Origin of the sequence: Nocardioides aquiterrae (assembly GCF_039526625.1) — a bacterium.
In the GTDB taxonomy this organism is placed as follows: Bacteria; Actinomycetota; Actinomycetes; order Propionibacteriales; family Nocardioidaceae; genus Nocardioides; species Nocardioides aquiterrae.
This window is the reverse complement of the sequence record NZ_BAAAJE010000015.1, coordinates 97,741-121,202: the sequence shown is the minus strand read 5'-3', so window position 1 is coordinate 121,202 and position 23,462 is coordinate 97,741. Positions and strand designations below refer to the sequence as shown.

22 protein-coding genes are annotated in these 23,462 nt (G+C 71.5%); 3 read left to right on the top strand and 19 right to left on the bottom strand.

What is annotated here, in order from left to right; all coding sequences use genetic code 11:
- The first annotated feature begins 1 nt into the window (after position 1).
- Positions 2–673, top strand: a complete 672-nt coding sequence (locus tag ABD086_RS14830; RefSeq protein WP_343908343.1) for a DUF4386 domain-containing protein — start codon at positions 2–4, stop codon at positions 671–673.
- An 11-nt stretch (positions 674–684) separates the two neighbouring features.
- On the opposite strand, the gene ABD086_RS14825 is transcribed toward ABD086_RS14830, so the two are convergent.
- From ABD086_RS14825 to ABD086_RS14815, 3 genes are read right to left on the bottom strand one after another with little or no spacing between them, the layout of a single operon-like run.
- The gene (locus ABD086_RS14825) at positions 685–921 is read right to left on the bottom strand and encodes a biotin/lipoyl-containing protein (protein WP_343908342.1); all 237 of its coding nucleotides are present in this window, start codon (positions 919–921) and stop codon (positions 685–687) included.
- Positions 918–1,949, bottom strand: a complete 1,032-nt coding sequence (locus ABD086_RS14820; RefSeq protein ID WP_343908341.1) for an alpha-ketoacid dehydrogenase subunit beta — start codon at positions 1,947–1,949, stop codon at positions 918–920. The genes ABD086_RS14825 and ABD086_RS14820 overlap by 4 nt, the downstream gene beginning before the upstream one ends.
- Positions 1,950–1,961: 12 nt before the next feature.
- Complete coding sequence (locus ABD086_RS14815) at positions 1,962–3,008, bottom strand: thiamine pyrophosphate-dependent dehydrogenase E1 component subunit alpha (RefSeq protein ID WP_343908340.1); 1,047 nt, start codon at positions 3,006–3,008, stop codon at positions 1,962–1,964.
- A gap of 134 nt (positions 3,009–3,142) precedes the next feature.
- Between ABD086_RS14815 and ABD086_RS14810 the strand changes: the two genes are divergently transcribed.
- The gene (locus ABD086_RS14810) at positions 3,143–4,144 is read left to right on the top strand and encodes a hypothetical protein (RefSeq protein WP_343908339.1); all 1,002 of its coding nucleotides are present in this window, start codon (positions 3,143–3,145) and stop codon (positions 4,142–4,144) included.
- Between the two features lie 34 nt (positions 4,145–4,178).
- Here the strand turns inward: ABD086_RS14810 and ABD086_RS14805 are convergent, their stop codons facing one another.
- The 14 genes from ABD086_RS14805 to dnaK form a co-directional block, all read right to left on the bottom strand.
- On the bottom strand, positions 4,179–4,748 hold the full coding sequence (locus ABD086_RS14805) for a hypothetical protein (RefSeq protein ID WP_343908338.1): 570 nt from the start codon (positions 4,746–4,748) through the stop codon (positions 4,179–4,181).
- A gap of 19 nt (positions 4,749–4,767) precedes the next feature.
- The gene (locus ABD086_RS14800) at positions 4,768–5,919 is read right to left on the bottom strand and encodes a zinc-dependent alcohol dehydrogenase (RefSeq protein WP_343908337.1); all 1,152 of its coding nucleotides are present in this window, start codon (positions 5,917–5,919) and stop codon (positions 4,768–4,770) included.
- A gap of 134 nt (positions 5,920–6,053) precedes the next feature.
- Positions 6,054–7,106: an AraC family transcriptional regulator gene (locus ABD086_RS14795; RefSeq protein WP_343908336.1), complete on the bottom strand. Its 1,053-nt coding sequence runs from the start codon at positions 7,104–7,106 to the stop codon at positions 6,054–6,056.
- Positions 7,107–7,477: 371 nt separating this feature from the next.
- Positions 7,478–8,473, bottom strand: a complete 996-nt coding sequence (locus ABD086_RS14790) for a cytochrome d ubiquinol oxidase subunit II (RefSeq protein ID WP_343908334.1) — start codon at positions 8,471–8,473, stop codon at positions 7,478–7,480.
- Positions 8,473–9,876 carry a cytochrome ubiquinol oxidase subunit I gene (locus ABD086_RS14785; RefSeq protein WP_343908333.1) on the bottom strand — a complete coding sequence of 468 codons (1,404 nt, stop codon included), beginning with the start codon at positions 9,874–9,876 and terminating at the stop codon, positions 8,473–8,475. Before ABD086_RS14785 ends, ABD086_RS14790 begins: the two co-directional genes overlap by 1 nt.
- Before the next feature lie 54 nt (positions 9,877–9,930).
- On the bottom strand, positions 9,931–10,635 hold the full coding sequence (locus ABD086_RS14780) for a DUF2267 domain-containing protein (RefSeq protein WP_343908332.1): 705 nt from the start codon (positions 10,633–10,635) through the stop codon (positions 9,931–9,933).
- Positions 10,636–10,767: 132 nt separating this feature from the next.
- Positions 10,768–12,438, bottom strand: a complete 1,671-nt coding sequence (locus ABD086_RS14775; protein WP_343908331.1) for an FAD-dependent oxidoreductase — start codon at positions 12,436–12,438, stop codon at positions 10,768–10,770.
- The gene (locus ABD086_RS14770; RefSeq protein WP_343908330.1) at positions 12,416–12,694 is read right to left on the bottom strand and encodes a UBP-type zinc finger domain-containing protein; all 279 of its coding nucleotides are present in this window, start codon (positions 12,692–12,694) and stop codon (positions 12,416–12,418) included. Before ABD086_RS14770 ends, ABD086_RS14775 begins: the two co-directional genes overlap by 23 nt.
- Positions 12,691–13,188 carry a thioredoxin gene (gene trxA, locus ABD086_RS14765; protein ID WP_343908329.1) on the bottom strand — a complete coding sequence of 166 codons (498 nt, stop codon included), beginning with the start codon at positions 13,186–13,188 and terminating at the stop codon, positions 12,691–12,693. The genes ABD086_RS14770 and trxA overlap by 4 nt, the downstream gene beginning before the upstream one ends.
- Positions 13,185–15,821, bottom strand: coding sequence for an ATP-dependent chaperone ClpB (gene clpB, locus ABD086_RS14760; protein WP_343908328.1), 2,637 nt, complete (start codon positions 15,819–15,821; stop codon positions 13,185–13,187). Before clpB ends, trxA begins: the two co-directional genes overlap by 4 nt.
- Positions 15,812–16,177 (bottom strand): chaperone modulator CbpM, encoded by a 366-nt coding sequence (locus ABD086_RS14755; protein ID WP_343908327.1) that lies wholly within the window; start codon positions 16,175–16,177, stop codon positions 15,812–15,814. The genes clpB and ABD086_RS14755 overlap by 10 nt, the downstream gene beginning before the upstream one ends.
- Positions 16,174–17,133: a DnaJ C-terminal domain-containing protein gene (locus ABD086_RS14750; RefSeq protein ID WP_343908326.1), complete on the bottom strand. Its 960-nt coding sequence runs from the start codon at positions 17,131–17,133 to the stop codon at positions 16,174–16,176. Before ABD086_RS14750 ends, ABD086_RS14755 begins: the two co-directional genes overlap by 4 nt.
- Positions 17,133–17,636 carry a nucleotide exchange factor GrpE gene (locus ABD086_RS14745; protein ID WP_343908325.1) on the bottom strand — a complete coding sequence of 168 codons (504 nt, stop codon included), beginning with the start codon at positions 17,634–17,636 and terminating at the stop codon, positions 17,133–17,135. Before ABD086_RS14745 ends, ABD086_RS14750 begins: the two co-directional genes overlap by 1 nt.
- Before the next feature lie 11 nt (positions 17,637–17,647).
- On the bottom strand, positions 17,648–19,546 hold the full coding sequence (gene dnaK, locus ABD086_RS14740) for a molecular chaperone DnaK (protein ID WP_343908324.1): 1,899 nt from the start codon (positions 19,544–19,546) through the stop codon (positions 17,648–17,650).
- Between the two features lie 297 nt (positions 19,547–19,843).
- On the opposite strand from dnaK, the gene ABD086_RS14735 reads away from it, so the two are divergent.
- Positions 19,844–20,950, top strand: a complete 1,107-nt coding sequence (locus ABD086_RS14735) for a glycosyltransferase family 4 protein (protein ID WP_343908323.1) — start codon at positions 19,844–19,846, stop codon at positions 20,948–20,950.
- A gap of 34 nt (positions 20,951–20,984) precedes the next feature.
- Here ABD086_RS14735 and ABD086_RS14730 read toward each other — a convergent pair whose 3' ends face one another.
- Complete coding sequence (locus ABD086_RS14730) at positions 20,985–23,081, bottom strand: amylo-alpha-1,6-glucosidase (protein WP_343908322.1); 2,097 nt, start codon at positions 23,079–23,081, stop codon at positions 20,985–20,987.
- Entirely contained in the window at positions 23,074–23,454 is a 381-nt protein-coding gene (locus ABD086_RS14725) for an SCP2 sterol-binding domain-containing protein (RefSeq protein WP_343908321.1), read from the bottom strand. The genes ABD086_RS14730 and ABD086_RS14725 overlap by 8 nt, the downstream gene beginning before the upstream one ends.
- Positions 23,455–23,462 lie beyond the last annotated feature (8 nt).

Here is a 23,462-nt window from a genome sequence, read left to right as displayed (position 1 = left end):
CGTGGACGCGCGAGTCAGCGTCGCGCGCACCACCGGGCTCCTCTACCTGGGGGTCGCGATCACCGGGCTGCTCTGGCAGGTCGTCCTCCGCGCCTACCTGTTCGACCCCGACGACGCCGGCGCGACGTTGGACAACCTGGCACAGCACGAGGGCATCGCCCGCGTCGCGACAGCGCTCGAGCTGGGCCTCGTGGTGACGCAGTCACTCACCGGGCTCTGGTTCTACCGGCTCTTCCGGTCCGTCGACAGCCTCGCCGCCGGAGCGCTCGCGGCCTTCAGCTTCGTCAACGCGATCGTCGTCTTGGTGAGCGCCGCCTCGGTGGCGGCGGCACTCGAGCTGACCCTCGACAGCTCGCCCGGCTCGCAGCAGAGCGTCCAGCTCATGTACGTCCTCAGTGACCAGCTCTGGGTGGTCGGCGAGCTGTTCTTCGGACTGTGGCTGGTGCCGATGGGGCTGCTCGTGCTCCGTTCGGGCTGGATGCCCGCGGCCCTGGGCTGGATCCTCGCCTGCGGCGGCGTGGGCTACCTCCTCAGCCCGTTCGTCACCTACCTCGTCGACGCCGGGGCGGCGGCGGGCATCCTCGTCGTACCCGCGACCGTGGGCGAGCTCTGGATGATCGGCTACCTCCTCGTGCGGGGCGTGCGCCGGGAGGTGACACCCCCCGGGTCGTGAACGGTGTGCGCTCAGTCGATCCGAGCGATCGGCGCACCCTGGCGGACGACCTCCTCCTCGGCGACGAGGAGGTGCACGACGCCCCCGACCGGCGCTGGCACCTCCGCTGCGACCTTGTCGACCTGCACCTCCGCGAGGAGCTGGTCGGCCGCGACCGTGGCGCCGTCGCTGACGAACCAGGTCGCGAGGACTCCTTCGGCGCCCGCCGTCTCCTTCGACAGCGCCGGGAAGAGCACGAGAGAGCTCATCGAGCGGTCACCGCGTGGATGGCCCTCTCGATCCGGTCGTGTCGAGGCAGGACGGCGTACTCCAGGTCGTGGGCGTACGGGATCGGCACGTCCGGCACCGCGACCCGCTGGGCCGGCATCACGAGCAGCCCCGGGTCGACCCCGGCGACCGTGGCGACCACCTCGCCCGAGACGCCGTAGGACAGGTAGTCCTCGTCGACCACCACGAGCCGCCCGGTCTTGCCGACCGAGGTGAGGATCGCCTCGCGGTCGAGCGGCACCAGGCTGCGCAGGTCGATCACCTCGACGTCGATCCCCTGCGGAGCCAGCCGCTCCGCCACGTCCAGGGCGTGGTGGACCGACAGCGACAGGGTCACGACGGTGACGTCGCTGCCCTCGCGGGCGACGCGGGCCTTGCCGATCGGGACCACGTGCTCCCCCTCCGGCACCTCGTCGAGCGTGCGGGGGTTCTTCGCCATCCACGGCAGGCCCATCACGCCCTTGTGGAAGACGTACACCACGGGGTTGTCGTCACGGATCGCCGCCGTCATCAACCCCTTGGCGTCGGCCGGCGAGCTGGGCACCACGACCTTCATGCCGGGCAGGTGGGCGAACGTGCCCCACAGGCACTGCGAGTGCTGCGCACCGTCGGAGTAGCCGCCTCCGGCCGCCATCGTCAGCACCATCGGCACCTGCACGTTGCCCCCGGACTCGAAGTGGATCTTCGCCATGTGGTTGTAGATCTGGTCCAGGCAGACGCCCATGAAGTCGGCGAACATCAGCTCGACGATCGGGCGCATGCCCTCCACGGCGGCGCCGATGCCCAGGCCGATGAACGCGGTCTCCGAGATCGGGGTGTCGATGACCCGTTGCGGGCCGAACCGCTCCAACAGGCCCGTGGTGGAGCTGAAGATGCCGCCGTACGCGCCGACGTCCTCGCCCAGGTAGAGGACGGACGGGTCGCGCTCCATCTCCTGCTCGATCGCCTCGACCATGGCCTTCGAGGTGGTCAGCCGCCGCGTTGCCTGCGGCGCTTCCATGATGGTCATCGGGGTCTCCTCTCAGGCGAACACGAGGTCGGTCGCGGACGACGGGTCGGGGGTCGGGCTGCCCTTGGCGAACGCCACGGCGTCCTCGACCCGTGCGGTCGCCCGGTCCCGGATCGCTGCGACCCGGGCGTCGTCGAGCACCCCCGCGTCCCGCAGCTCGTGCTCGTAGCGCGGGATCGGGTCGTTGGCCGGCACGTCGGCGAGCTCCGGGCGGTAGCCCTGGGCGTCGCCCTCGAAGTGGCCCCACATCCGCAGGGTGTGGATCTCGAGGAGCGACGGGCCCTCCCCCGCCCGCGCCCGGGCCACGGCCTCGCCGGCGGCGGCGTACACGGCCTCGACGTCGTTGTCCTCCACCCGGAGACCGGGGATGCCGTACGCCATTGCGCGGTCGGCGTTGGACGGAACGGCGGTCGACGCCGCCCGCGGGACCGAGATCGCCCAGTCGTTGTCCTCGACGACGAACACGACGGGGAGCCTCCAGAGCGCGGCGAGGTTGAGCGACTCGTGGAAGGCGCCCTGGTTGGCGGCACCCTCGCCGGTCACGGCGACCGCGATCCGGTCCGTGCCCCGGCGTTGGAACGCGAACGCCTGTCCGAGCGCGGGCGGGAAGCCCTCGGCGATGATGCCGGAGCAGGAGAAGTGCGTGGCCGGGTCGAACAGGTGCATGTGACCGCCGCGGCCCCGGCCGAGCCCGGTCTCGCGACCGAAGATCTCCGCCGTCATCCTGCCCAGGTCCACCCCGTGCGCGATGGCCAGATGGTGCGGGCGGTGTGTGGCGGTCACCGCGTCGTCGGTGGTCAGGTGCGCGCAGACCCCTGCCGCCACCGGCTCCTGGCCCGCGGAGAGGTGCATCTCCCCCGGGACCAGCCCCTTGCCGATGTCGAAGCCGGGGCCCTTGTCGGCGTGGTACTCCCGCAGGATCGCCTCTTCATAGGTGCGGCACAGCACCATGGTCTCGTACAGCTGAGCACGTACGGCCGGCTCCGGCCGCAACTGCTCGCCCGGCTGCGACGCTCGGGGCGCCGGAGCCGTGGCGGATCGTGACGTATCGGTCGTCATTCCAGCCTCCAATGAGCGGGGACGGTCCGGACGCTAGGCCGGTCCCGCTCCCCGCGACAGGGCCGGAAGTCCCGGGCCTTTCGGGCGGCGATCCGGGGCTGTTGGGGCCCGTCCACCCTGGGTACCGCGGCCCCATGAACCCGCTCCGCGTCGGCCTGGTCGCAGACCCGGCAAAGCCCACCGTGATCGCCCACCGGTTCAGCGAACTCGACACGCCGGACGGCGAGGACGGGCCCGCCTGGGACCTGGACGTGGTCAGCGAGCCGTTCACCCTTGCCACCGAGGACGTGGACACGGCGCTCTCCCGGCTGACGGAGCACGCCCGCGAGAACCAGTGGGACCTCGTCGTCGGACTCACCGAGCTGCCCCTGCGCGGCGACGACGGCCGGTACCTCCTGGTCGAGACCGACCCCCGACGTCGAACGGCGGTGCTCTCGCTGCCCGCGCTGGGCGGCCTCCGCATGCACCGGCGCAGCAAGCACGCGCTGCGGAAGCTCATCGACGGCCTCGCCGACCCGAACTCGGAGAAGGACAGCCGGGTGCCGCTGCCTCGCCGCAGTGGCCACTGGCGGTTGCTCCAGGGCATGGTGCTCGCCAACCGCCCCTGGCTGCTGGTGCCCGGGCTCAAGACGGCGCTGGTCGCGGCCATCACGACCGGCGCGATCGCCACCATCAACTCCACGGTCTGGCTGTTGGCCGACTCGTTGTCGTGGTGGCGCCTGACGATCGCCTCGATCGCCTCGATCGCCCTGGTCGTCGGGTGGATCGTGATCGACGGCGAGCTCTGGGACCGTCCGGAGGACCACTCACCCGAGGCGCGCGAGCGGTCGCGCCTCTACAACATCTCGACGCTGGTCACGCTGACCGTCGGGACGCTGATCTGCTACCTCGCGCTCTACGTCCTGAACCTGGCGTGGGCGCTGTTCGTGCTCGACCCGTCGGTCATGGGCGGCTACCTCGGGATGTCCATCGGCTACGGGGACCTGTTCGTGCTCGCCTGGTTCGTCGCGTCGGCGGCCACCGTCGGCGGCGCGCTGGGCAGCGGGCTGGAGTCGGACGAGGCGATCCGGGCGGCCGCGTACTCGAAGCGGGAGGAGGAGCGCCGGAAGCGGATCGCAGACGACCGGAGCTCCTAGTCCCAGGTCGCCTGCGCCCGCCGCCGGCGGCTCACTAGGCGTGGCCCCGCGCGCGCCTCGTCAGCCGCAGGAGCAGCATCAGCGCGGCCACCCAGGGAGCGCCGACGATGAAGGGGTCCATCCAGTGGTGTTTGACGTCGGCCCGGTTGTGTCCCAGGCGTGAGCTCATCCCGTGGCGCTTGACCTCGGCCAGCACGCCGGTCTCGGTGATCGGGTTGTCCGGGTGGAGCGTGAGCACGGACCGCAGCGCACTCTCGACCGTGTCGACGCGGTCGCCGGCCATGAGGAGCAGCCAGTGGGCGGCCTGGCCCTCGCTGTACTTGGCGTAGGCGTACCTGCGGATGGCGCCCGACAGCCCGGTGGGTGGTTGGGCGGTGCCGAACACGGGAGGCAGCTGGGTGTGTTCGACGGAGCGTTCCCGGGGCCACTTCTCGGGTTGCTCGTCCGGGTACTCCCAGTGCGCGCCGGTGCGGCCGGGGTCGAACTGTTCCCGGGGCACGGAGGGTCGGTCGGCGGGATCCAGGTCCGCGCCCCAGCCGGGGATCCGGCTGCGGAGCTGGTCGCTGTCCTCGGCCAGCCGGGGCTTGTGCGGGGTGTAGGTCATGGCGAGCTCCTCCCGGGCCTCAGGCCGCGGCGGTGGGGATGACGATGGGCTTGATGCAGTTGTCCAGCTTGGCCGAGAACATGTGGTAGCCCTCGGAGATGTCCTCGAGCGGGACGTGGTGGGTGATGACGTCGCTGGGCTTGAAGTACCCGTTGCGCAGGTGCTCGAAGAGCCGGGGCCACTGCCGCTTGACCGGGCACTGGTTCATCCGCAGGGTCAGGCCCTTGTTCATCGCGTCCCCGAACTTGACCGCGCTGAACAACGGCCCGTACGCCCCGACCACCGAGACCGTGCCGCCCTTGCGGACGCTGTCGATGGCCCAGTTCAACGCCACCGGCGACCCGCCCTGCAGCTTGAGCTTCGCCGCGGTCACGTGCTGCAGCAGGGCGCCGTCGGCCTCGGCGCCGACCGCGTCGATCACCACGTCCGCGCCCAGCCCCTCGGTCAGGTGCTTGAGGTGGCGCACCACGTCACCGTGCTCGGTGAAGCTGATCGTCTCGGCATGCGCGAACGTGCGCGCCTTGTCCAACCGGTAGTCGAGATGATCGACCACGATCACCCGGCCCGCGCCCATCAACCACGAGGAACGGGCCGCGAACAGCCCTACCGGCCCGGCCCCGAACACCACCACCACGTCACCCTCGACGATGTCACCCAGCTGGGCGCCGAAGTACCCGGTCGGCAGCGCGTCGGTGCACAGCACCGCGTCGTCGTCGTCCATCCAGTCCGGGATCAGTCCGGGCCCGACGTCTGCGAACGGCACGCGCACGTACTCCGCCTGTCCTCCGTCGTAGCCGCCGCAGGTGTGGGAGTACCCGTAGATCCCGCCCACCGCGGTCGCGTTGGGGTTGACGTTGTGGCAGTTCGAGTACAGGCCTCGGGCGCAGAAGAAGCAGGTTCCGCAGAACACGTTGAACGGCACCATCACCCGGTCCCCCACCGACAGGTTCTGCACCGACGGGCCGACCTCGTGGACCTCGCCGATGAACTCGTGGCCGAACGTGTGACCGACCCGGGTGTCCGGCATCATGCCGTGGTAGAGGTGCAGGTCCGACCCGCAGATCGCCGCACGGGTCACCCGCACGATCGCATCGTTGGGGTGCTCGATCGCGGGAACGTCCTTCTCCTCCACTCGGATCCGGTACGGACCGCGGTACACCATCGCGCGCATGCTGACTCCTGACCTCTCGGTGACGCTCGTCTGGGCCCGGCGCCGGACCGTGTGCCAACCAGCTCCGGGCCGGGGTCACCCATTACACGGGCCGAGCTCCACGCGCGGTATCGGCAGACCTGCCGATCTGCACCTCACCCGAGGTCGCGGGCCAGCGTCTCCGAGGGCAGCTCGCCGAACGCCTCGCGATAGGCGCGGGCGAACCGGCCCATGTGGACGAAGCCCCACTCGCGTGCCACCGCCTGGACCGTGGTGGACTCGCGGGCCGCCCGTCGGAGCGCCTCGTGGGTCCGGCGGAGCCGCACCTCGCGCACGTAGGTCATCGGCGGGATGCCGACGTCCCGGCTGAAGCCGTCCTGGAGCGCCCGGGCACTCAGGTGCACCTCGCCGGCGAGCCGGACCGTCGACCACGGCTCGGTGGGTCGGTCCTCGATGAGCCCGACCGCCGCCCTGATCGCGGCCCGGGGCGCCTGGCCGCGGTGGCCGAGGGCCGCCTCGCTGTAGTTGTGCGAGCACCGGAGCAGGAGCGTATCCATGACCAGCCCCTCGACGTGCCCGGCGGCGACCTCGTGCACGCGCCGGTCGTTCGGGTGGTCGATCTCCTCGGCGAGGAGCCTCGCGATGTGTGGCCACTGCCGGCCGACCGACGCCTGGGGGCTCGTGGTGAAGTCGAAGGTGAGTGGAGCACGGATGGAACGACCGAGCAGTCGCTCGAGCTCTGCCTCCAGGCCGGCCCGCGGGATCATCAGGCACAGCTGGACGCAGTCGCTGGACCAGGAGATCTCCGCCGGTTCCCCGGGAGAGAAGATCAGGCCGCGCCCCGGACCTCGCACGACCGGATCGCCCGAGCCCCGCCGGCTGGCGGCTCGCCCACGTAGGGGCGTGTTCACGTGGAAGTTCCGGGCGTCCGAGGTGCGGAGGCGCACCCGCCGGCCATGGGACAGCCGCCCGGCGGTGAGCACGCCCAGCTGCAGGGCCGCCACCTCCACCGCCAGCGGCGCACTGCCCCGCGACAGGTCGAGGCGGCTCGGCAGGTAGAGCTCCGAGATGACCTGTTCCGCTTCGTCGCGGTCGCTGGTCCGCCGCCGTGTGTACCCCGGGGGGCGGGGCACCGTGGTGCCACCCTGGACCTCGTCGTCGCCGTGCGGATGTGCTGCATGGCGGCCCGAGCCGCCGACCTTGTTCATCGTCCTTTTCCCGCGGCCACCAGCCGCACGCCGGAAACGTCCCGAGACTCCGTCCGTCCGCCGATCGGCGACGAATGCGGGCCCACGAAGGACCGGCGCCCCTTGATCTCCCGACTGCCATGGTACGGGACCGGTGTGCACCTGGTGCAGTCAGGCGACGGGGACGCCCCGTCCAGCACAGCCGGTCGAGCAGGATCCAGGGCCGCAGGAGCCGCGGCGCGCAGCCTGGTAGCCGGATCGCGCAGCATCTGCCCTGCAGCCCTGGTGCCAGGCGTCCGGGACACGATGATGGACGCGAGGGAGCCGCGAGTCCCTCACGGCGCCCTGTGCCCGCCCCATCGGGGGCAGGGCGCCCCCCTCGCGCGTTCACGTCAGCCCCCGTGGAGTCGAGATCGCTGCTGGAGGACGTACAGCAGCGCGAACGACGGGGTGATGATCGCGACGGCGACCACGATGACGATCGCCAGCGCATCGAGGGACGTCCGGGGTGCGGCCGCGGAGCCGATCGTGGTGTGCGTCCCCAGCAGGTACGGAGCCTGCGCCGCGACCCAGGCGAGGACCAACGCGGTCACCGCGACCCAGGACACGGCTCGGATGAGCCGAGGAGATGCTCGCCGGAGTAGCAACAACGCCGCGGTCCCGGCGGCGACGGAGCAGAGGGCCAGTGGCCACGCTCGCGTGAGCAGGTTGTCGAACAGCAGCGGCGCGTCTGCCCGTGCCACGACGAGCCCGACCAGGCTCACGACACCGGTCACGACGGCAGCCGCTCGAGCTCGGCGACCGAACCAGTCCTCGAGGTCCTGCTCGTGCGCCGCGTGCGCGTCCGCGGTGAGGAACACGGCCGCGAGGTAGGCGCAGACGGCCACCGCGAGCAGACCGCTCATCAGCGCGCTGGGGCTGAGCCAGCTCGAGAAGGGAGGCCCGTAGCCTCCGGCCGGCACCCGTCCCGATGCGATCGCTCCGGCCACGGTCCCGAAGGCGAACGGGGTGAGGACCGACGACGCCGAGAAGGCGAGTCCGGCCAACCGAGCATGCGGCGTCCGCCAGAGGACCTTGCGGAACGCGAAGCCGCTGCCCCGCAGCACGATCCCGAGGGCCGCGATCCCGAGCGGGACGTAGAGCGTCGTCATGACCGCGGCGAAGGCCTCGGGGAAGGCGGTCCACATCACCACGAGGCAGTAGATGAGCCAGGTGTGGTTGGCCTCCCAGACCGGTCCCACCGACGCGTCGATCCGCGCCCGGGCCTGCGCTCCGGTCTCCGGGCCGCCGGCGGTCAGGTCCCAGAACCCGGCGCCGAAGTCGGCCCCGCCGAACGCCGCGTACGCGAGGAGGCCGAGCACCAGGGCGGCGGCGACCACTGAGGCCATCACGCCGACTCGTCCGGTCCGGCGCAGGACGGTCCGGCCGGCGCCGCCGAGGGCCCGTACGGCACGTCGTCGGCGTCCCCGCCGCCGGAGCCGCGCCACCGCCGAGACATCGCTCGGAGGACGACCACGGTCACGGTGCCGACCGCGAGGTAGACGAGCAGGGTCGCGGTGAAGAACACCCACACCTGGCCGGAGCGCGTCACCGCCTGGTCGGTCTGCAGCAGCCCGACCACGGTCCACGGCTGACGCCCGACCTCGGTCACCACCCATCCGCTCTCCAGGCTGATCACCGAGACGACGCCGGCCACGCTGGCACATCGCAGGAAGCGACGGCTCGTCGGGAGCTCTCGTCGGCGGATCCGCAGATAGCCGTACCAGGCGGCCAGCGCCAGCAGTGCGAACCCCGTGCCCACCATGACGTCGAAGGCCAGGTGGACGGTCGTGACGATCCGGTCTGCCGGCCGCACCGCCGCGGGTATCGCGTCGAGCCCCCGGATCCGCGTCGAGGGACTGAAGCCGGACAGCAACGAGGCGCCGTCCGGGATCGAGACGCCGTACCGCACCTTCCCGTCGACCAGCGCACCGCCGAGCACCTCGGGAGCGTGGGTCGAGGTCGTGGTCGTCATCTCGATCGCGGCGAACTTCGCCGGCTCGTGGTGAAACACCTCCCGGGCCGCGACGTCGCCGACGTAGATCTGCACCGGGATCACCACCGCGGCAGTGGTGAACCCGATCAGGAAGCCGAGGCGGTGGTAGGAGTCGGTCCGGCCCTGGAGCATCGCCCGGGCGTACACGCCGCCGACGACGAAGCCGGCGACCACGTAGGCGGCCAGGAACATGTGCAGGGCCTCGTACCAGAAGGCACCGTTGAAGTAGACCTCCAGCGGCCGCACGTCCACGACCCGTCCATGGTCGAGCGTCACCCCGCCCGGCCGGTTCATCCAGGCGTTGGCCGCGACCACCGACGCCGTGCCCCCCAGCCCCGCGAGCGGGACGGGCACCCCCGACCAGAAGTGCGGCCACGGTCTCATCCGGTCCCAGCCGTAGATGTAGATCGCCACGAAGATCGCCTCGAGGAAGAAGAAGATCCCCTCCACGGCGAACGGCAGCCCGTAGGCCGCGCCGAAGCGGCCCATCAGGCCCGGCCACAGGAGTCCGAGCTCGAAGGACAGCACGGTCCCGGAGACCGCACCGACCGCGAAGAGCACCGCGGACACCTTCGACCAGCGCCGGGCGAGGAGCAGCGCATCGGCGTCGCCGCGGCGGAGCGCCCGGTAGTTCGCCACCAGCATCATGAACGTGAAGGCGACACCGAACGGCACGATGATGATGTGGAACCCGAGCGTGAAGGCCATCTGCTCCCGAGCGGGGAGGAGCTGGGTCGGATCACCGTGGAGGAGCACCGGCGCCGACCTGTTCCGGCTCGCGCGGCGGGCGGTCCGCCGGCCGCACGCCGCTCATGACTCCTCGATGATCGCGCTGATCCGTCGCGCCAGCTCGACGTCGAGGTCGGTGACCACACCGCGCGCGTGGGTCCAGACCCGGAACACGGTGCCGTCCGGACGGTCCTCGACCACGGCGTGGTGGTTCATCGCCTGCTCCTCGCGAGCGATCCGGTTGCGGAACTCCTCACCGATGCCCGGTGGCAGGTCGACGGTGCGCTCGAGGGCCCGGACGTCGCCGGTCCAGCCGGGCAGGGAGGCGAGCGCCGCAGCGACCTCGTCCGCGGTCAGGTCGGTCGGCTCGGGAAGCGCGGCGGTCGCAGCGCGGTCCGGTGGCGGACCGTCGCCGGGCGCGGCGAACAGCTCCGCGAAATCGTCGGGCAGCTGGCTGCGCACCGCCTCCGCCGTGGGGGCGTCCCGGTCGGCGAGGGCGGCCAGCACCGCTTGGGCGAGGAAGCGAGCCCGCTCCGGGGTGGTGTCGAGCTCGGACGCCACGGTCTGCAGGAACGGCGTCCTGCCCTGGTCGCGACGCAGCGGTGCCGATTCGCCCACCAACGTCGCCAGGTGCGAGGGCAGCGTCGACCCCAACGCGGCCCGGCTGGGACCGTCGAGCCGCCGGGCGACGCCCACGAGGACGCTCTCCGCCGGCCGCCGCGCCGTATCCGGAGGGTCGAGCCCCGCTCGCTCGGCGATTGCCTCGAGAAGTTCGCGATGTGCCACCACAGGTGCTCAGTCCTCTCGTCGGGGGTGAGGCGGTGCCGGTGCGACGCCGTGGGCGACGCGACGCCGGTCGTCTCATGCTCGACGGGGGTCCCGCGCTGGGCAATCGGTCGATCTACCGAGGCCCGGTCCTCACCGTCGGCCTGCCCTGCGGAGGTGGTCGTACGCCTGGCGGACCGCGATGGCGCCCTCACCGACGGCGGAGGCGACCCGCTTGATGGAGCCGCTGCGCACGTCACCGACCGCGAGAATGCCCGGCTCGGCGGTCTCGAAGCCGGCCGCGGAGCCGTTCTCGCCGCTGCCCGTCAGGATGTAGCCCTTCTCGTCCAGCGGGACCTGACCCTCGAGCCAGGAGGTGTGGGGCTCCGCGCCGATCAGCACGAACAGCGCGGTGGTGGGGACCTGGTGTCGATCGTCGTTCTCCAGGTCGCGGATCGTCACGGCTTCCAGCTTCTCGCTCCCGAGCAGCTCCGCCACCTCGCTGGTGCGCCAGACCGTGATCGCCGGGTCCTGCTCGATCCGGTCGATGAGGTAGCGGGACATGTCGCGGTTCAGGTCGCCGTGCCGGACCACGAGGTTGACGCCGGCGGCGTTCCTGGCCAGGAACAGGGCCGCCTGGCCGGCGGAGTTCCCGCCCCCCACGACGGTGACCGGGTCGCCCCGGCACAGTCGCGCCTCGAACTCGGTGGCGGCGTAGTACACGCTGGGGCCTTCGAGCCGGTCGATCCCGGGCACGTCGAGGCGCCGGTAGCGCACGCCGGTCGCGAGGATCACGGCGTGCGCCTCCACCTGGGCGCCGTCGGCGAGTCCGACGACGAAGTGGCCGTCGATGCGGTCGAGGGACCGGGCCTCCCCCGGGATCGTGAAGATCGCGCCGAACTTGCGGGCCTGGACCACGGCGCGGTCGGCGAGCTCGGCACCCGAGATCCCGGCCGGGAACCCGAGGTAGTTCTCGATCTGGGACGAGGTGCCGGCCTGCCCTCCCGTCGCCATCGCGTCCACCACCACCGTGGAGAGTCCTTCGCACGCCGCGGTCACCGCGGCGGCCAACCCGGCCGGACCGGCGCCGACCACCAGCACGTCGTGCGCGTCGCGGGGCGGCGCGTCCTCCCGCAGTCCCAGGAGCTCCGCGAGCTCGGTGTTGCTCGGGTTGCGCAGGACGGTCTGTCCCTTCCAGATCACGACGGGGGTCTGCTCAGGCGGGATGTCGAAGGCCCGCAGGGTCGACTCGGCGTCGGGATCCTCCTCCACGTCCTCCCAGCGGTACGGCACCCGGTTGCGGCTCGCGAAGTCCCTCAGCCGGCGGCTGTCGGGCGAGTAGCGGGACCCGATGATCTGAAGCCCCGCGCCGAGGTGGGCGTGGAGGTTGCGGCGCAGGATGAAGGCCCGCAGGATCAGGTCGCCCAGCACCGGGTCCCGGGTGACCGCCTCCTTGAGCCGGTCGAAGGGGATCTCGAGAGCGTCGACGTCGGTCTGGGCGACGGCGGTGACGTAGACGGCCTGGCCGGTCAGCATCGACAGGTCGCCCACGAACCGACCGCGGGCGTGGACGGCGATCACCCGCGACTCCACCCCGGGTCCGTCCTCCTGCAGCACCACGACCCGGCCGTCCAGCACGACGAACACGCCGCAGTCGCGATCACCCTCGCAGAACAGCGTCGATCCCCGGGGCAGGCTCCTCCGCTCGGCGTACCGCGAGAGCAACATGATCTGGTCGTCCGTGAGCCGCGGGTAGGCGCCGGCCGTGTCCGGGGTCTCGGGCAGGTCCGGCAGCTCGAGCTCAGACGAACTGCTCGTCGGCATAGCACCACCTCCAGTCCTCCCCCGGCTCGATGGAGCGCACGATGACGTGACCGGTGCTGGCCGCGTGAGCGCGCGCGTGGCGCATCGGCGAGGAGTCGCAACAGCCGACCACACCGCAGGTGAGGCACTGCCGCAGGTGCACCCACGGCGTGCCCAGGCGCAGGCACTCCTCGCAGCCCGGCGTCCTCGGCGGGCCGACCGGCCGGATGATCGGCAGGTGCGGGTCCGGGACGGCGCGGCCGGGGAACATGGTCATCGCCGGCCCTCCGGCGTGGACTGGTCGTCCCCGGTGGGCGCCGCCTCGGCCGGGGGCAGGTGCTCGGTGAGCCACGACCGCAGCGAGGGTGCGGGCGCGGCGCCGATCTGCTTGTCCACCACCTTCCCGTGGTCCAAGAGGACCAGCGTCGGGATCGCCTGGACCTCGAACCGGCGGCTCACCTCCGGCGCCTCGTCCGCGTTGACCTTCACCAGCTTCAGCGCGCCCGCGAACTCCGTCGCCAGCTGTTCCAGCACCGGACTGACCATGCGGCAGGGGCCGCACCACGGCGCCCACACGTCCACGAGCACCGGGACGGTCGCGTCGTCGGCCACGGCGGGGAAGTCGGCGTCGGAGGTGTCGACCACCCACGGCAGCGGGCTCCCGCAGTTGCCACACCGGGGTGCGCCGTCCGCGGCGGCGGGCACTCGGTTCTTCGTGCTGCACGTGGGGCACACCACGACCGTGGCCGGGCCTTTCGTCGTCGTGCTCATGCCACTGCTCTCCTCTGGTCGTCGGGTGGGCTCACCAGGACCGTGAGGTCACCGTCGTGGACGTCGACCACCAGGGTCGAGCCCTCGGGCAGGTCGCCGCCGAGCAGCGCGCGCGCGACGCGCGTCTCGACCTCGCGGGCGATGAACCTCCGCAGGGGACGAGCGCCGTACGCCGGGTCGAAGCCCTGCTCCGCCAGGAACCGCCGGGCGTCCTCCGTGACCTCCAGCGTCATCCCCTGCGCCGCCAGCCGCTCTCGCAGCTCGTCGAGCTGGAGATCGGCGATGCGCTCGATCTCGGTGAACGTCAGCGGCTTGAACAGCACGATCTCGTCGATCCGGTTCAAGAACTCCGGCCGGAAGTGGGATCGCAGGGCCGCCATCACCTGGGCACGGGCGTCGGACTTCACCTCCCCGTCCGGCGTGACCCCGTCGAGCAGGTACTCCGACCCGAGGTTGGACGTCATGATGATGACGGTGTTGCGGAAGTCGACCGTGCGGCCGTGGGAGTCGGTGAGTCGGCCGTCGTCGAGCACCTGGAGCAGGGTGTTGAACACGTCGGGATGGGCCTTCTCGATCTCGTCGAGCAGGACCACCGAGTAGTGCTTGCGCCGGACGGCCTCGGTGAGCTGGCCGCCCTCCTCGAACCCCACGTAGCCCGGCGGAGCTCCGACCAGCCGGCTCACCGTGTGCCGCTCCTGGTACTCGCTCATGTCGATGCGGACGATGTTCTCCTCGCTGTCGAAGAGCGCCTCCGCGAGCGCCTTGGCGAGCTCGGTCTTCCCCACGCCGGTGGGTCCGAGGAAGACGAAGGAGCCGATCGGGCGCGTCGGGTCCTTGATGCCGGACCTGGCTCGCACGATGGCGTCGGTCACCAGCCGAACTGCCTCGTCCTGACCGATCACCCGCTCGTGGAGCACGTCGTCGAGGCGGAGGATCTTCTGCCGCTCTCCCTCCTGGAGGCGGGTCACCGGGATGCCGGTCCACCGGGCCACCACGTCGGCGATCTCGTCGGCGGTGACGACCTCGCGCAGCAGGCGCCGCGCGCCCTGCTTGGCCTCGAGTCTCTCCTCGGCCGCCGCGAGACGTCGTTCGAGCTCGGGTAGCCGGCCGTGCCGCAGGCTCGCGGCGCGGTTCAGGTCGTACTCCCGCTCGGCCCGCTCGCTCTCGGACCGGACCTGCTCGATCTCCTGACGCAGGGCCTGGACCTCGCGGAGCGCCTGGCGCTCCGCCTCCCACTGGGCGCGCAGGGCATCGGCCTCGGCCTTGAGGTCGGCCAGCTCCTTGCGCAGCTCCTCGAGGCGGCGCTTGCTGGGCTGGTCGGTCTCCTGGGCGAGCGCGGCCTCCTCGATCTCCAGACGGGTCACCCGGCGGGTGAGCTCGTCGAGCTCGGCGGGCATCGAGTCGATCTCGGTCCGGAGCATCGCGCAGGCCTCGTCGACCAGGTCGATGGCCTTGTCGGGCAGGAACCGGTCCGAGATGTAGCGGTGGCTCAGCGTGACCGCGGCGACCAGGGCACCGTCGTGGATCTTGACGCCGTGGAACACCTCGAACCGCTCGCGCAGACCCCGGAGGATCGACAAGGCGTCCTCCACGCTGGGCTCGTCGACCACGACCGGCTGGAACCGCCGCTCGAGCGCCGCGTCCTTCTCGATGTGGCTGCGGTACTCGTCGAGCGTCGTGGCCCCGATCATGTGCAGCTCCCCCCGGGCGAGCATGGGCTTCAGCATCTGACCCGCGTCCATCGCGCCTTCCGACGCGCCCGCCCCGACGACGGTGTGCAGCTCGTCGACGAACAGCAGGATCCTGCCCTCGGCGGCCAGCACCTCGTTCAGGACGGCCTTGAGCCGCTCCTCGAACTCGCCGCGGTACTTCGCACCCGCGACGAGGGCACCCATGTCCAGGGCGAAGACGGTCTTGTCACGCAGTCCCTCGGGCACGTCCCCGTGATGGATCCGCTGCGCCAGGCCCTCCACGATCGCCGTCTTGCCCACCCCGGGCTCCCCGATCAGGACCGGGTTGTTCTTGCTCTTGCGCGAGAGGATCTGGACGGTGCGGCGGATCTCGGAGTCCCGGCCGATCACCGGCTCCAGCCGGCCGGCCGCCGCGTCCGCGACCAGGTCCCGACCGTACTTGGCGAGCGCCTCGTAGGTGCCTTCCGGCGTCGCGGACGTGACTCGCTGGGAGCCGCGCACCTCGGTCAGCGTCTGCAGGAAGGAGTCGCGGGTCACGCCGTGCTGCGCGAGGATCCGGCCGGCCGCCGAGCCGGACCCCTCGTCGAGGAGCGCGGCCACCAGGTGCTCGACGGAGACGTACTCGTCCTTCAGCCGGCGGGCCTCCTGCTCGGCCGCCTCGAGGACCCGGTTCAGCCTCGCGGTGACGTACACCTTCCCGGTCTCGGCGCCGGAGCCGGTGACCCGAGGGCGCCTGGACAGCTCCGCCTCCAGGTCCTCGCGCAGCCGATCGACGTCGGCGCCCGCCCGGCCCAGCAGCGGTGGGACCAGCCCCTCGGCCTGGTCCAGCAGCGCCAGCAGCAGGTGCTCGCCGTCCACCTCCTGGTGGCCGAACCGGAGCGCCTTGGTCTGGGCGTCGTGCAGTGCTTCCTGCGACTTCTGCGTGAGTCGGTTCAGGTCCATCGGACTCCCCTGTCTGAGAGTGGGTGTCGCTGGGATCTCTCCAGGTCGGAGATGCGGGCCAGCAGGTCCATCACCAGCCCGAGCGACGCGTACGTGAGGTTCAGCCGCAGGTGCAGCCGCTGCACCGTCGCCATCTCCCGGACCTGCGACGGGTCGAACCAGAGGTTGCCCTCGGCGTCCCGCGTGATCTCCAGCAGGCCGAGCGCGACCAGGCGGCGGACCAGGTCGGGGTGCACGCCGGTGATCCGGGCGTAGCTGTCCAGGCTCAGCCGGTGCGGGCGCGCGAGCGGCCACCTCGTGCCGGTCGGCGTGCCGCTGGTCGTGCCGGTGGTCGTGCCGGTGGTCGTGTCGGTCATCGTGGACTCCTCAGGTCGACGGTCGAAACCTTGCGCCACCGCTCCAGCAGCTCGCGTTCCTCCACCGACGGTGAGGCAGGCACCTTGATCTGGGCTTCGGCGTACAGGTCACCGGGCGTGCCCCGGCTGTTCGGCAGTCCCCGGCCCTTCAGCCGGAGCCGGCGGTGGCTGGACGTGCCGGCCGGTACGGTCACGGTGGCAGGACCACCGGGCGTCTCGATGTCGACGCTCGAGCCGAGCGTGGCCTCCCAGGGGGCCAGGGGCATCAGCAGGTGCACGTCTCGGCCTTCGAGCCGATAGCGCGGGTGGGGTGCGATGCGGACGACGAGGTACAGGTCGCCGGGCTCGCCGCCGCCGGATCCCTCACCCCCCTGGCCGCGCAGGCGGATCCGCTGGCCGTCCACGACGCCCGCCGGGATAGTCACGTCGATGGTGCGGGGCCCGTCGCTCCCCGAGACGGTCAGGGTTCGTCGGGCTCCGCGGTAGGCCTCCTCGACGGTCACCTCCACCTCCGTCTCGTGGTCGGATCCGGAGACCGGTCCCCAGCCACCCCGACCGCGGCCGCGAGCACCGAAGATGCCGCCGAGGAGGTCCTCGAGGTCCACGTCGTCGCCGGAGCTCGTGTACCGGAACCCGCCCCCGGGACCGGCCCCGCCCCAGCCGCTCGACCGCCCGGCGCCGGCACCGGCGTACTCCCGCGCGCGGCGGTAGGCGTCCGGGTCGACGTCGGGACCCACGCGCCGGAAGTCCGGCCCGAACGCGTCGTACCGCTTGCGCTGGTCGGGGTCGGAGAGCACGTCGTACGCCTCGGAGAGCTCCTTGAAGCTCTCCTCCGCTCCGGGATCCTTGTTGACGTCGGGGTGGAGCTTGCGGGCGCGCTTGCGGTAGGCGCGCTGGATCTCCGACTGGTCGGCATCGCGGGAAACCCCGAGGATCTCGTAGGCGTCCCGAGCCATCACGCGGTCCTGGTCGCCACGACGACGGACGCCGGACGGAGGATCCCGTCGTCGGGTCCGTATCCGGGACGGACGACGTGGGCGACGGTGCCGGGGACGAGATCGTCGGCGGTGACGGTGCTGACGGCTTCGTGGTGGGCCGGGTCGAAGGCCTTGCCGGTCTCGTCGTCGCGGCGGGGGTAGCCCAGGTCCGCCAGGACGGAGAGTGCCTGTTGGTGCACCGCACGCACGCCCTCGACGATCTGGTCGGGCGCCGAGGACGCGTGCTCGAGGGCACGCTCGAGGTTGTCGAGGACCGGCAGCCAGCGGCCGGCCACCGACGCCCGCTCCTGCTCGCGGGCGCGGATCACGTCCTGGGCGCACCGCTTGCGGAAGTTGTCCAGCTCCGCGGCGGTCCGGCGCCAGGAGTCCTCGAGCTCGGCGATCCGCTTCTCGGTGTCGGCAGCGCTGTCCACGACGTCCTCGCCGCTGGACTCGGGCTCGTGGTCGCGTGGTTCGGACATGACGGTGGCGGTCAGCGTGTCGTGAAGTCGGCGTCGATGACGTCGTCGGAGTCGTCGGCCCCTGCGGCCTGCCCCGAGGATCCGGCCTGTTGGCCCGTGGATCCGTCGGCTCCACCGCGGGCCGACGTGCTGAGGACCTGGGCCATCTGGTGCAGCTCGCCGGTGAGGGACCGCAGGCGGTCGATGGGTGCCTGCTCGTCGAGGGCCGTGCGCGCTTCGCTGATCAGCATCTCGGCCCGGGCGCGGTCGTGCTCGGCGACGGCGTCCCCGGCCTGCTCGAGCTGGCGCTGCACCTGGTAGGTCACGGAGTCGAGCTCGTTGCGGGCGTCGACGAGCTGCCGGAGCTGGGCGTCCTCGCTCCGGTGCGTCTCGGCGTCCGAGACCATGCGGTCGACCTCCTCCTGGGAGAGGGTCGAGGTCTCGCTGATGGTGACCTCCTGCTCGGCACCGGTGTCCTTGTCCTTGGCCGACACGTGCAGGATGCCGTTGGCGTCGATGTCGAAGGTCACCTCGATCTGGGGCTCGCCCCGCGGCGCGGGCCGGATGTTCTCCAGCCGGAACCGGGCGAGCGCCCGGTTGTCGCTCGCGCGCTCCCGCTCGCCCTGGAGGACCACCACGTCCACGGCCCCCTGGTTGTCCTCAGCGGTGCTGAAGACCTCGGTGCGCCGCGCCGGGATCGTGGTGTTGCGCTCGATGACCTTGGTCATCACCCCGCCCTGCGTCTCCAGACCCAGCGACAGCGGGGTGACGTCCAGGAGCAGGACGTCCTGCACGTCCCCCTTGATGATCGCCGCCTGGACAGCGGCGCCGAGGGCGACCACCTCGTCCGGGTTGACGGTCATGTTGGGTTCCTTGCCGCCGGTCAAGCGGCGCACCAGGCTCTGCACCGCAGGGATGCGCGTCGAGCCACCGACGAGGATGACCTCGTCGATGTCGTCCTCGGTGACCTTCGCGTCGCCCATGGCCTGCTTCACCGGACCCAGGCAACGTTCGACGAGGTCTGCGGTGAGCTGCTCGAACGTGGAACGCATCAGGTTGACGTTGAGGTGCTTGGGGCCGGAGGCGTCGGCGGTCACGAACGGGAGGTTCACCGACGTCTGCGTGACGGACGACAGCTCCACCTTGGCCTTCTCGGCGGCCTCGAACAGGCGCTGCAGGGCTTGCGGGTCCTGCCGCAGGTCGATGCCGTTCTCCTTCTTGAACTCGTCGGCGAGGTGGTCGACGATGCGCCGGTCGAAGTCGTCGCCACCGAGGTGGGTGTCGCCTGCCGTGGACCGCACCTCCACGACGCCCTCCCCGACGGTCAGGACGCTGACGTCGAACGTGCCGCCGCCGAGGTCGAAGACGAGGATGGTCTCGTTCTCGAGCCGGTCCATCCCGTACGCGAGGGCAGCGGCCGTGGGCTCGTTGATGATCCGGAGCACCTCGAGGCCGGCGATCCTGCCCGCATCCTTGGTGGCCTGCCGTTGGGCGTCGTTGAAGTGAGCCGGCACGGTGATGACCGCTTCGGTCACCCGTTCGCCGAGCGTCCGGCCGGCGTCGTCGGCCAGCTTGCGCAGGATCTGGGCAGAGATCTCCTCCGGGGCGTAGAGCTTCCCGTGGACCGAGAAGCGGACTGCCCCGTCCGGTCCGGCCACGACGTCGTACGAGACCGCTTGGAGCTCGCTCTGCACCTCGTCGTACTTCCGCCCGATGAACCGCTTGGCCGAGTAGATCGTGCCCTTGGGGTTCAGGATCGCCTGGCGCCGGGCCATCTGGCCCACCAGCCGCTCGCCGTTCTCCAGGAAGGCGACGACGGAGGGGGTGGTCCGGTTTCCCTCAGCGTTGGGGACGACCTCGGGCTGACCGCCCTCCATCGCCGCGATCACCGAGTTCGTCGTTCCCAGGTCGATGCCGACAGCCCTGCCCATGAAGCTCTCCGTTCGCTCGGTACGGACCAGCCGGGCGCGCGGTGCACGGCACAGGAGCCGGTGATCGGCTCATCGGGGTGATCGCCGTTGTGGCGCGCGGTGTCCGGTGGTTGAACCTCCATTGCACCGACCGGGCCCGGGTCCTGCTATCGGCAGAACTGCCCATAGCGGGCTCGGGCCCGGCTCGCGGGCCGTTCTGGGTCGATCTGCCGATAGCAGGACCGGGAGCCGACCTGCTGCCATGGGCCCACTCGTTCCGTCGCGGCGACGGCCGCGGGTCTCCCGAGGAGGAACCTCATGCGCATCGGCCTCATCGCCCCGCCGGGGATCCCCGTGCCTCCTCCCGCCTACGGCGGCACCGAGTCCGTGATCGACCGCTTGGCCCGCGGGCTGGCTCGCGCCGGTCACGACGTGCTGCTCGCCGCGGCAGCGAACAGCACGTGCCCGGTGCCGCGGGTCGCCGGCACCGACGAGGCCGGCGACTCGGCACCGGTGTGTGCCGCCACGACCGCCGACCTGCGCCACGTCATCACCAGCTACGCCGCCCTGGCCGACGTGGACGTCGTGCACGACCACACCCTGGTCGGTCCCCTCTACGGGCACCCTCCGGTGTCCATGCCCGTGGTGACCACCGCCCACGGCCCCTTCGACGCGATTCTCGGGCCCGTGTACCGCGCGATGCGAGGGGTTGCCCTCGTGGCCATCTCGCACCACCAGGCGGCCACCGCGGACGGCGTCACCGTGGCCGGTGTGATCCACCACGGCCTGGACGTGAGCTCCGTGCCCGAGGGCCGCGGGACCGGAGGGTATGCGAGCTTCCTGGGCCGCATGTCCCCGGAGAAGGGTCCCCGGGAAGCCGTGCTGGTCGCCCGAGGCGCGGGCATCCCGCTCCGGATGGCCGCCAAGCTCCGCGAGCCGGCCGAGCGCGACTACTTCGACGCGGAGGTCAAGCCGCTGCTGTGCTCCGAGGTCGAGTTCCTCGGCGAGCTCGACCACGCCGAGAAGCTGGAGCTCGTCGGCGACTCCGTCGCCTTGGTGAACCCCATGCAGTGGGCCGAGCCGTTCGGCCTGGTGATGATCGAGGCGCTCGCCACCGGCACCCCCGTCGTCGCCACCCCGGTGGGCTCGGCGCCCGAGCTCGTCGACGACGGCGTCACCGGCTATCTGCGCACGGACGTCCCCGAGCTGGCCGCGGCGCTCATGGACGCGGCAGAGCTCGACCGCGCGACCTGTCGTGCCGTCGCCGCCAGCCGCTTCAGCAGCGACCGGATGGTCGCCGCGCACGTCCGGCTCTACGAGGAGCTCCTGTCCGGCCGGGCGCCGCGCTACCCGCCGCCCCGCCCAGCGGCGATCGCGACGCCGGCCGTGAAGCAGCCGAGCGCGTCCCTCCACCAGTCCCCATGAGCCGCTGCGCGGTGCCCGATCTCCGTGCGGCGGCCTATCCACGATGGGGCGAGGAGCTGGCGTCGCCGAGCTGGGGCCGCAGCTGCCCGCCCCTGTCGACGTCGACCAGGCCGCGCCCGAAGGCGTCGATGCGGCCCCAGCGGCCGGGAATGTCGAGCAGCTCGATCCGGCCGATGCCGACGGGAAGCGCGGGGTCGACGATCAGGTGGTCACCCATGGGCTCGAGGCCCAGCATCGTCCGCAGGAGGAGCAGCGGCGCACCGGTCGACCACGCCTGCGGACTGCAGGCCGTGGGGTACCGGACCGGGTACCGGGTCTGGGTGCGGTCGTAGCCGCCGAACGCCTCCGGCAGCCGGCCGTGGTAGAAGTCCGCCGCGTCCAGGATGCCGGCGGCGACCCGTGCGGCCTCGGACTTGAACCCGTAGCGGCGCAGGCCCCAGGCGGCGAACGAGTTGTCGAAGGGCCAGATGGTGCCCACGTGGTAGCCGATCGGGTTGTACCTCGCCTCACCCTCGGCCAGCGTACGTATGCCCCACCCGGAGAAGAGACGTGGCCCGAGGAGGTGCTCGGCGATCGCCGGCGCCCTGTCGGTGTCGACGATGCCGCTCCAGAGCAGGTGACCGATGTTGGAGGACAGGGCGTCCACCTGGCTCCCGTCGGCGTCGAGCGCCAACGCGTAGTACTGCCCGTCCTCGACCCAGAAGTCCCGGTTGAACCGGGTCTTCAGGTCGGCTGCCTGCCGCTCGAGCTCGTCGGCGTAGGCGGCGTCGTTCCAGAACAGCCGAGCAAGGCGAGCCCCTCGCAGCTTGGCGTCGTAGGCGTAGCCCTGCAGCTCGCACGTCGCCCTTGGGAACCCCGGCAGCCGGCCGTCGCGGTAGCAGATCGAGTCCCACGAGTCCTTCCAGCACTGGTTCTCCAGGCCGGTCTCCTCGTTCCGTGTGCGGTAGGAGACGTAGCCGTTGTCCTGCAGGTCGGCGTAGTCGTCGATCCACCGCAGGGCGGCACGCGACTCCATCTCGAACTCGCGCACGAGGTCGGCGTCGCCGGTCCATCGTTCGTACTCGTCCATCAGGACGACGTACAAGGGCGTGGCGTCGACGCTGCCGTAGTACGGCGAGTGCGGCCGCTCCTGGAACGCGGTCAGCTCGCCGTAGCGCACCTCGTGCAGGATGCGGCCGGGATCCTCGTCGCGGAAGTCGTCCACCCGGTTCCCCTGCCAGTCGCCCAGGACCCGCAACGTCGTCGCCGCGAGCCCCGGGTTGAACGGGAGCGCCTGCAGGCTGGTGAGGATGCTGTCCCGGCCGAACAGCGTCATGAACCAGGGCAGTCCCGCTGCCGGAAGACCCTGCGCGTTCGCGATCAGCGGCGAGAACCGCAGGGCCCCCAGGTCGACCAGGCTGCGCCGGTACGTCGCGGCGAGCGAGTCCCAGTCGCAGGTGAGGCGCGGCGCGTCGGCGATCCATTCCTCCAGGTCCGCCAGCGCCGCTCGTCCTGCATCGTCGGCCGGCGCCCGGGACATGAGCGGACGCCCCCCAGGACCGACGGTCGCCACCCGGACGTCGAGGTCGGTGGACCAGGAGCCGTGCGGCCCCACCACGAAGGAGAACTGGAGGCCCCTGTCGTCCACCTCGGCCGGTTGGGTCGAGGAGACGGTGGTGCTTCGGCGGAAGCTCTCGCGCGCGTAGGTCATCACCAGCTCTCCCCCGATGGCGTCGACCGAGTGCGTCCCCTTCTTCTCCAAGGCGTCCTTGACCTCGAACAGGTCCGCGAAGTCGGCGGCAGCCTCGACCCGGACGGTCAGCTCGGCCGGCTCCACGTCGTGGTTGAGGACCGTGAGCTGCTCCCGGAAGCCGGCGGTGACCGCGCGCTGACGGATCACCGTGATCTTCGCGTCGGTGTAGACGGTGTCCGAACCCGGCACCAGGAAGAACCGTGTCTCGAAGTAGTGGAGGTCGTCGGTGGACAGAGCGGTGAGCCGCTCGCCGTTCACCGTCAGCACCCAGCGGGACAGGAACCGTGTGTCGAGCGCGAACAGTCCGGACGGATCGGAAGCAGTGGCCTGGATGTCACCCTGCGCGTCGCTGACCACGAAGGTGTTGCCGTCGAGGATCTGGACGCGCTCCTCAGCCATCTGGTCCGCGCCCTTCGGGGAGGTGGTTGCGTCCGACCGCGGCAGCCCGCTGCCGGGGGAACAGCCGCTGCGCCAGCACCATCAGCTCCGGGTCGCCCTCGACCGTCGCCGCGCCGCGCAGCAGCGCAGCCAGCGCACTGGTCCGGCCGCGGACGACGTCGTCGCACACGGCGTGCGCAGCGGTGATGACGCAGTCGGCGGGCTCGTCGCTCAGTGACACCCGGATGTCGCCGTGGTCGATCCTGACCAGCCGGTGCTCGGTCCGGTCGCTGTGGAGGATGTCCCAGCGCAGCGTCGCCCGGAGCCTGATCAGCATCGGCTCGTGCCCCCGCCGACTCAGCCCATCGAAGAACTCAGCGGTCGCGTCCGTCATCGAGAGTG

Bases quoted from the DNA above. Each gene is read 5' to 3' on its own strand.
- ABD086_RS14770 (WP_343908330.1), bottom strand. From the start codon at position 12,694: ATGACCATGTTCCCCGGCCGCGCCGTCCCGGACCCGCACCTGCCGATC.
- ABD086_RS14800 (WP_343908337.1), bottom strand. From the start codon at position 5,919: ATGCGCGCGATGGTGTACCGCGGTCCGTACCGGATCCGAGTGGAGGAG.
- trxA (WP_343908329.1), bottom strand. From the start codon at position 13,188: ATGAGCACGACGACGAAAGGCCCGGCCACGGTCGTGGTGTGCCCCACG.
- ABD086_RS14750 (WP_343908326.1), bottom strand. From the start codon at position 17,133: ATGGCTCGGGACGCCTACGAGATCCTCGGGGTTTCCCGCGATGCCGAC.
- dnaK (WP_343908324.1), bottom strand. From the start codon at position 19,546: ATGGGCAGGGCTGTCGGCATCGACCTGGGAACGACGAACTCGGTGATC.
- ABD086_RS14735 (WP_343908323.1), top strand. From the start codon at position 19,844: ATGCGCATCGGCCTCATCGCCCCGCCGGGGATCCCCGTGCCTCCTCCC.
- clpB (WP_343908328.1), bottom strand. From the start codon at position 15,821: ATGGACCTGAACCGACTCACGCAGAAGTCGCAGGAAGCACTGCACGAC.
- ABD086_RS14730 (WP_343908322.1), bottom strand. From the start codon at position 23,081: ATGGCTGAGGAGCGCGTCCAGATCCTCGACGGCAACACCTTCGTGGTC.
- ABD086_RS14775 (WP_343908331.1), bottom strand. From the start codon at position 12,438: ATGCCGACGAGCAGTTCGTCTGAGCTCGAGCTGCCGGACCTGCCCGAG.
- ABD086_RS14795 (WP_343908336.1), bottom strand. From the start codon at position 7,106: ATGAACAAGGTCGGCGGCTCGGGCCGCCATGCAGCACATCCGCACGGC.
- ABD086_RS14805 (WP_343908338.1), bottom strand. From the start codon at position 4,748: ATGACCTACACCCCGCACAAGCCCCGGCTGGCCGAGGACAGCGACCAG.
- ABD086_RS14725 (WP_343908321.1), bottom strand. From the start codon at position 23,454: ATGACGGACGCGACCGCTGAGTTCTTCGATGGGCTGAGTCGGCGGGGG.
- ABD086_RS14825 (WP_343908342.1), bottom strand. From the start codon at position 921: ATGAGCTCTCTCGTGCTCTTCCCGGCGCTGTCGAAGGAGACGGCGGGC.
- ABD086_RS14745 (WP_343908325.1), bottom strand. From the start codon at position 17,636: ATGTCCGAACCACGCGACCACGAGCCCGAGTCCAGCGGCGAGGACGTC.
- ABD086_RS14755 (WP_343908327.1), bottom strand. From the start codon at position 16,177: ATGACCGACACGACCACCGGCACGACCACCGGCACGACCAGCGGCACG.
- ABD086_RS14810 (WP_343908339.1), top strand. From the start codon at position 3,143: ATGAACCCGCTCCGCGTCGGCCTGGTCGCAGACCCGGCAAAGCCCACC.
- ABD086_RS14820 (WP_343908341.1), bottom strand. From the start codon at position 1,949: ATGACCATCATGGAAGCGCCGCAGGCAACGCGGCGGCTGACCACCTCG.
- ABD086_RS14815 (WP_343908340.1), bottom strand. From the start codon at position 3,008: ATGACGACCGATACGTCACGATCCGCCACGGCTCCGGCGCCCCGAGCG.
- ABD086_RS14790 (WP_343908334.1), bottom strand. From the start codon at position 8,473: ATGGCCTCAGTGGTCGCCGCCGCCCTGGTGCTCGGCCTCCTCGCGTAC.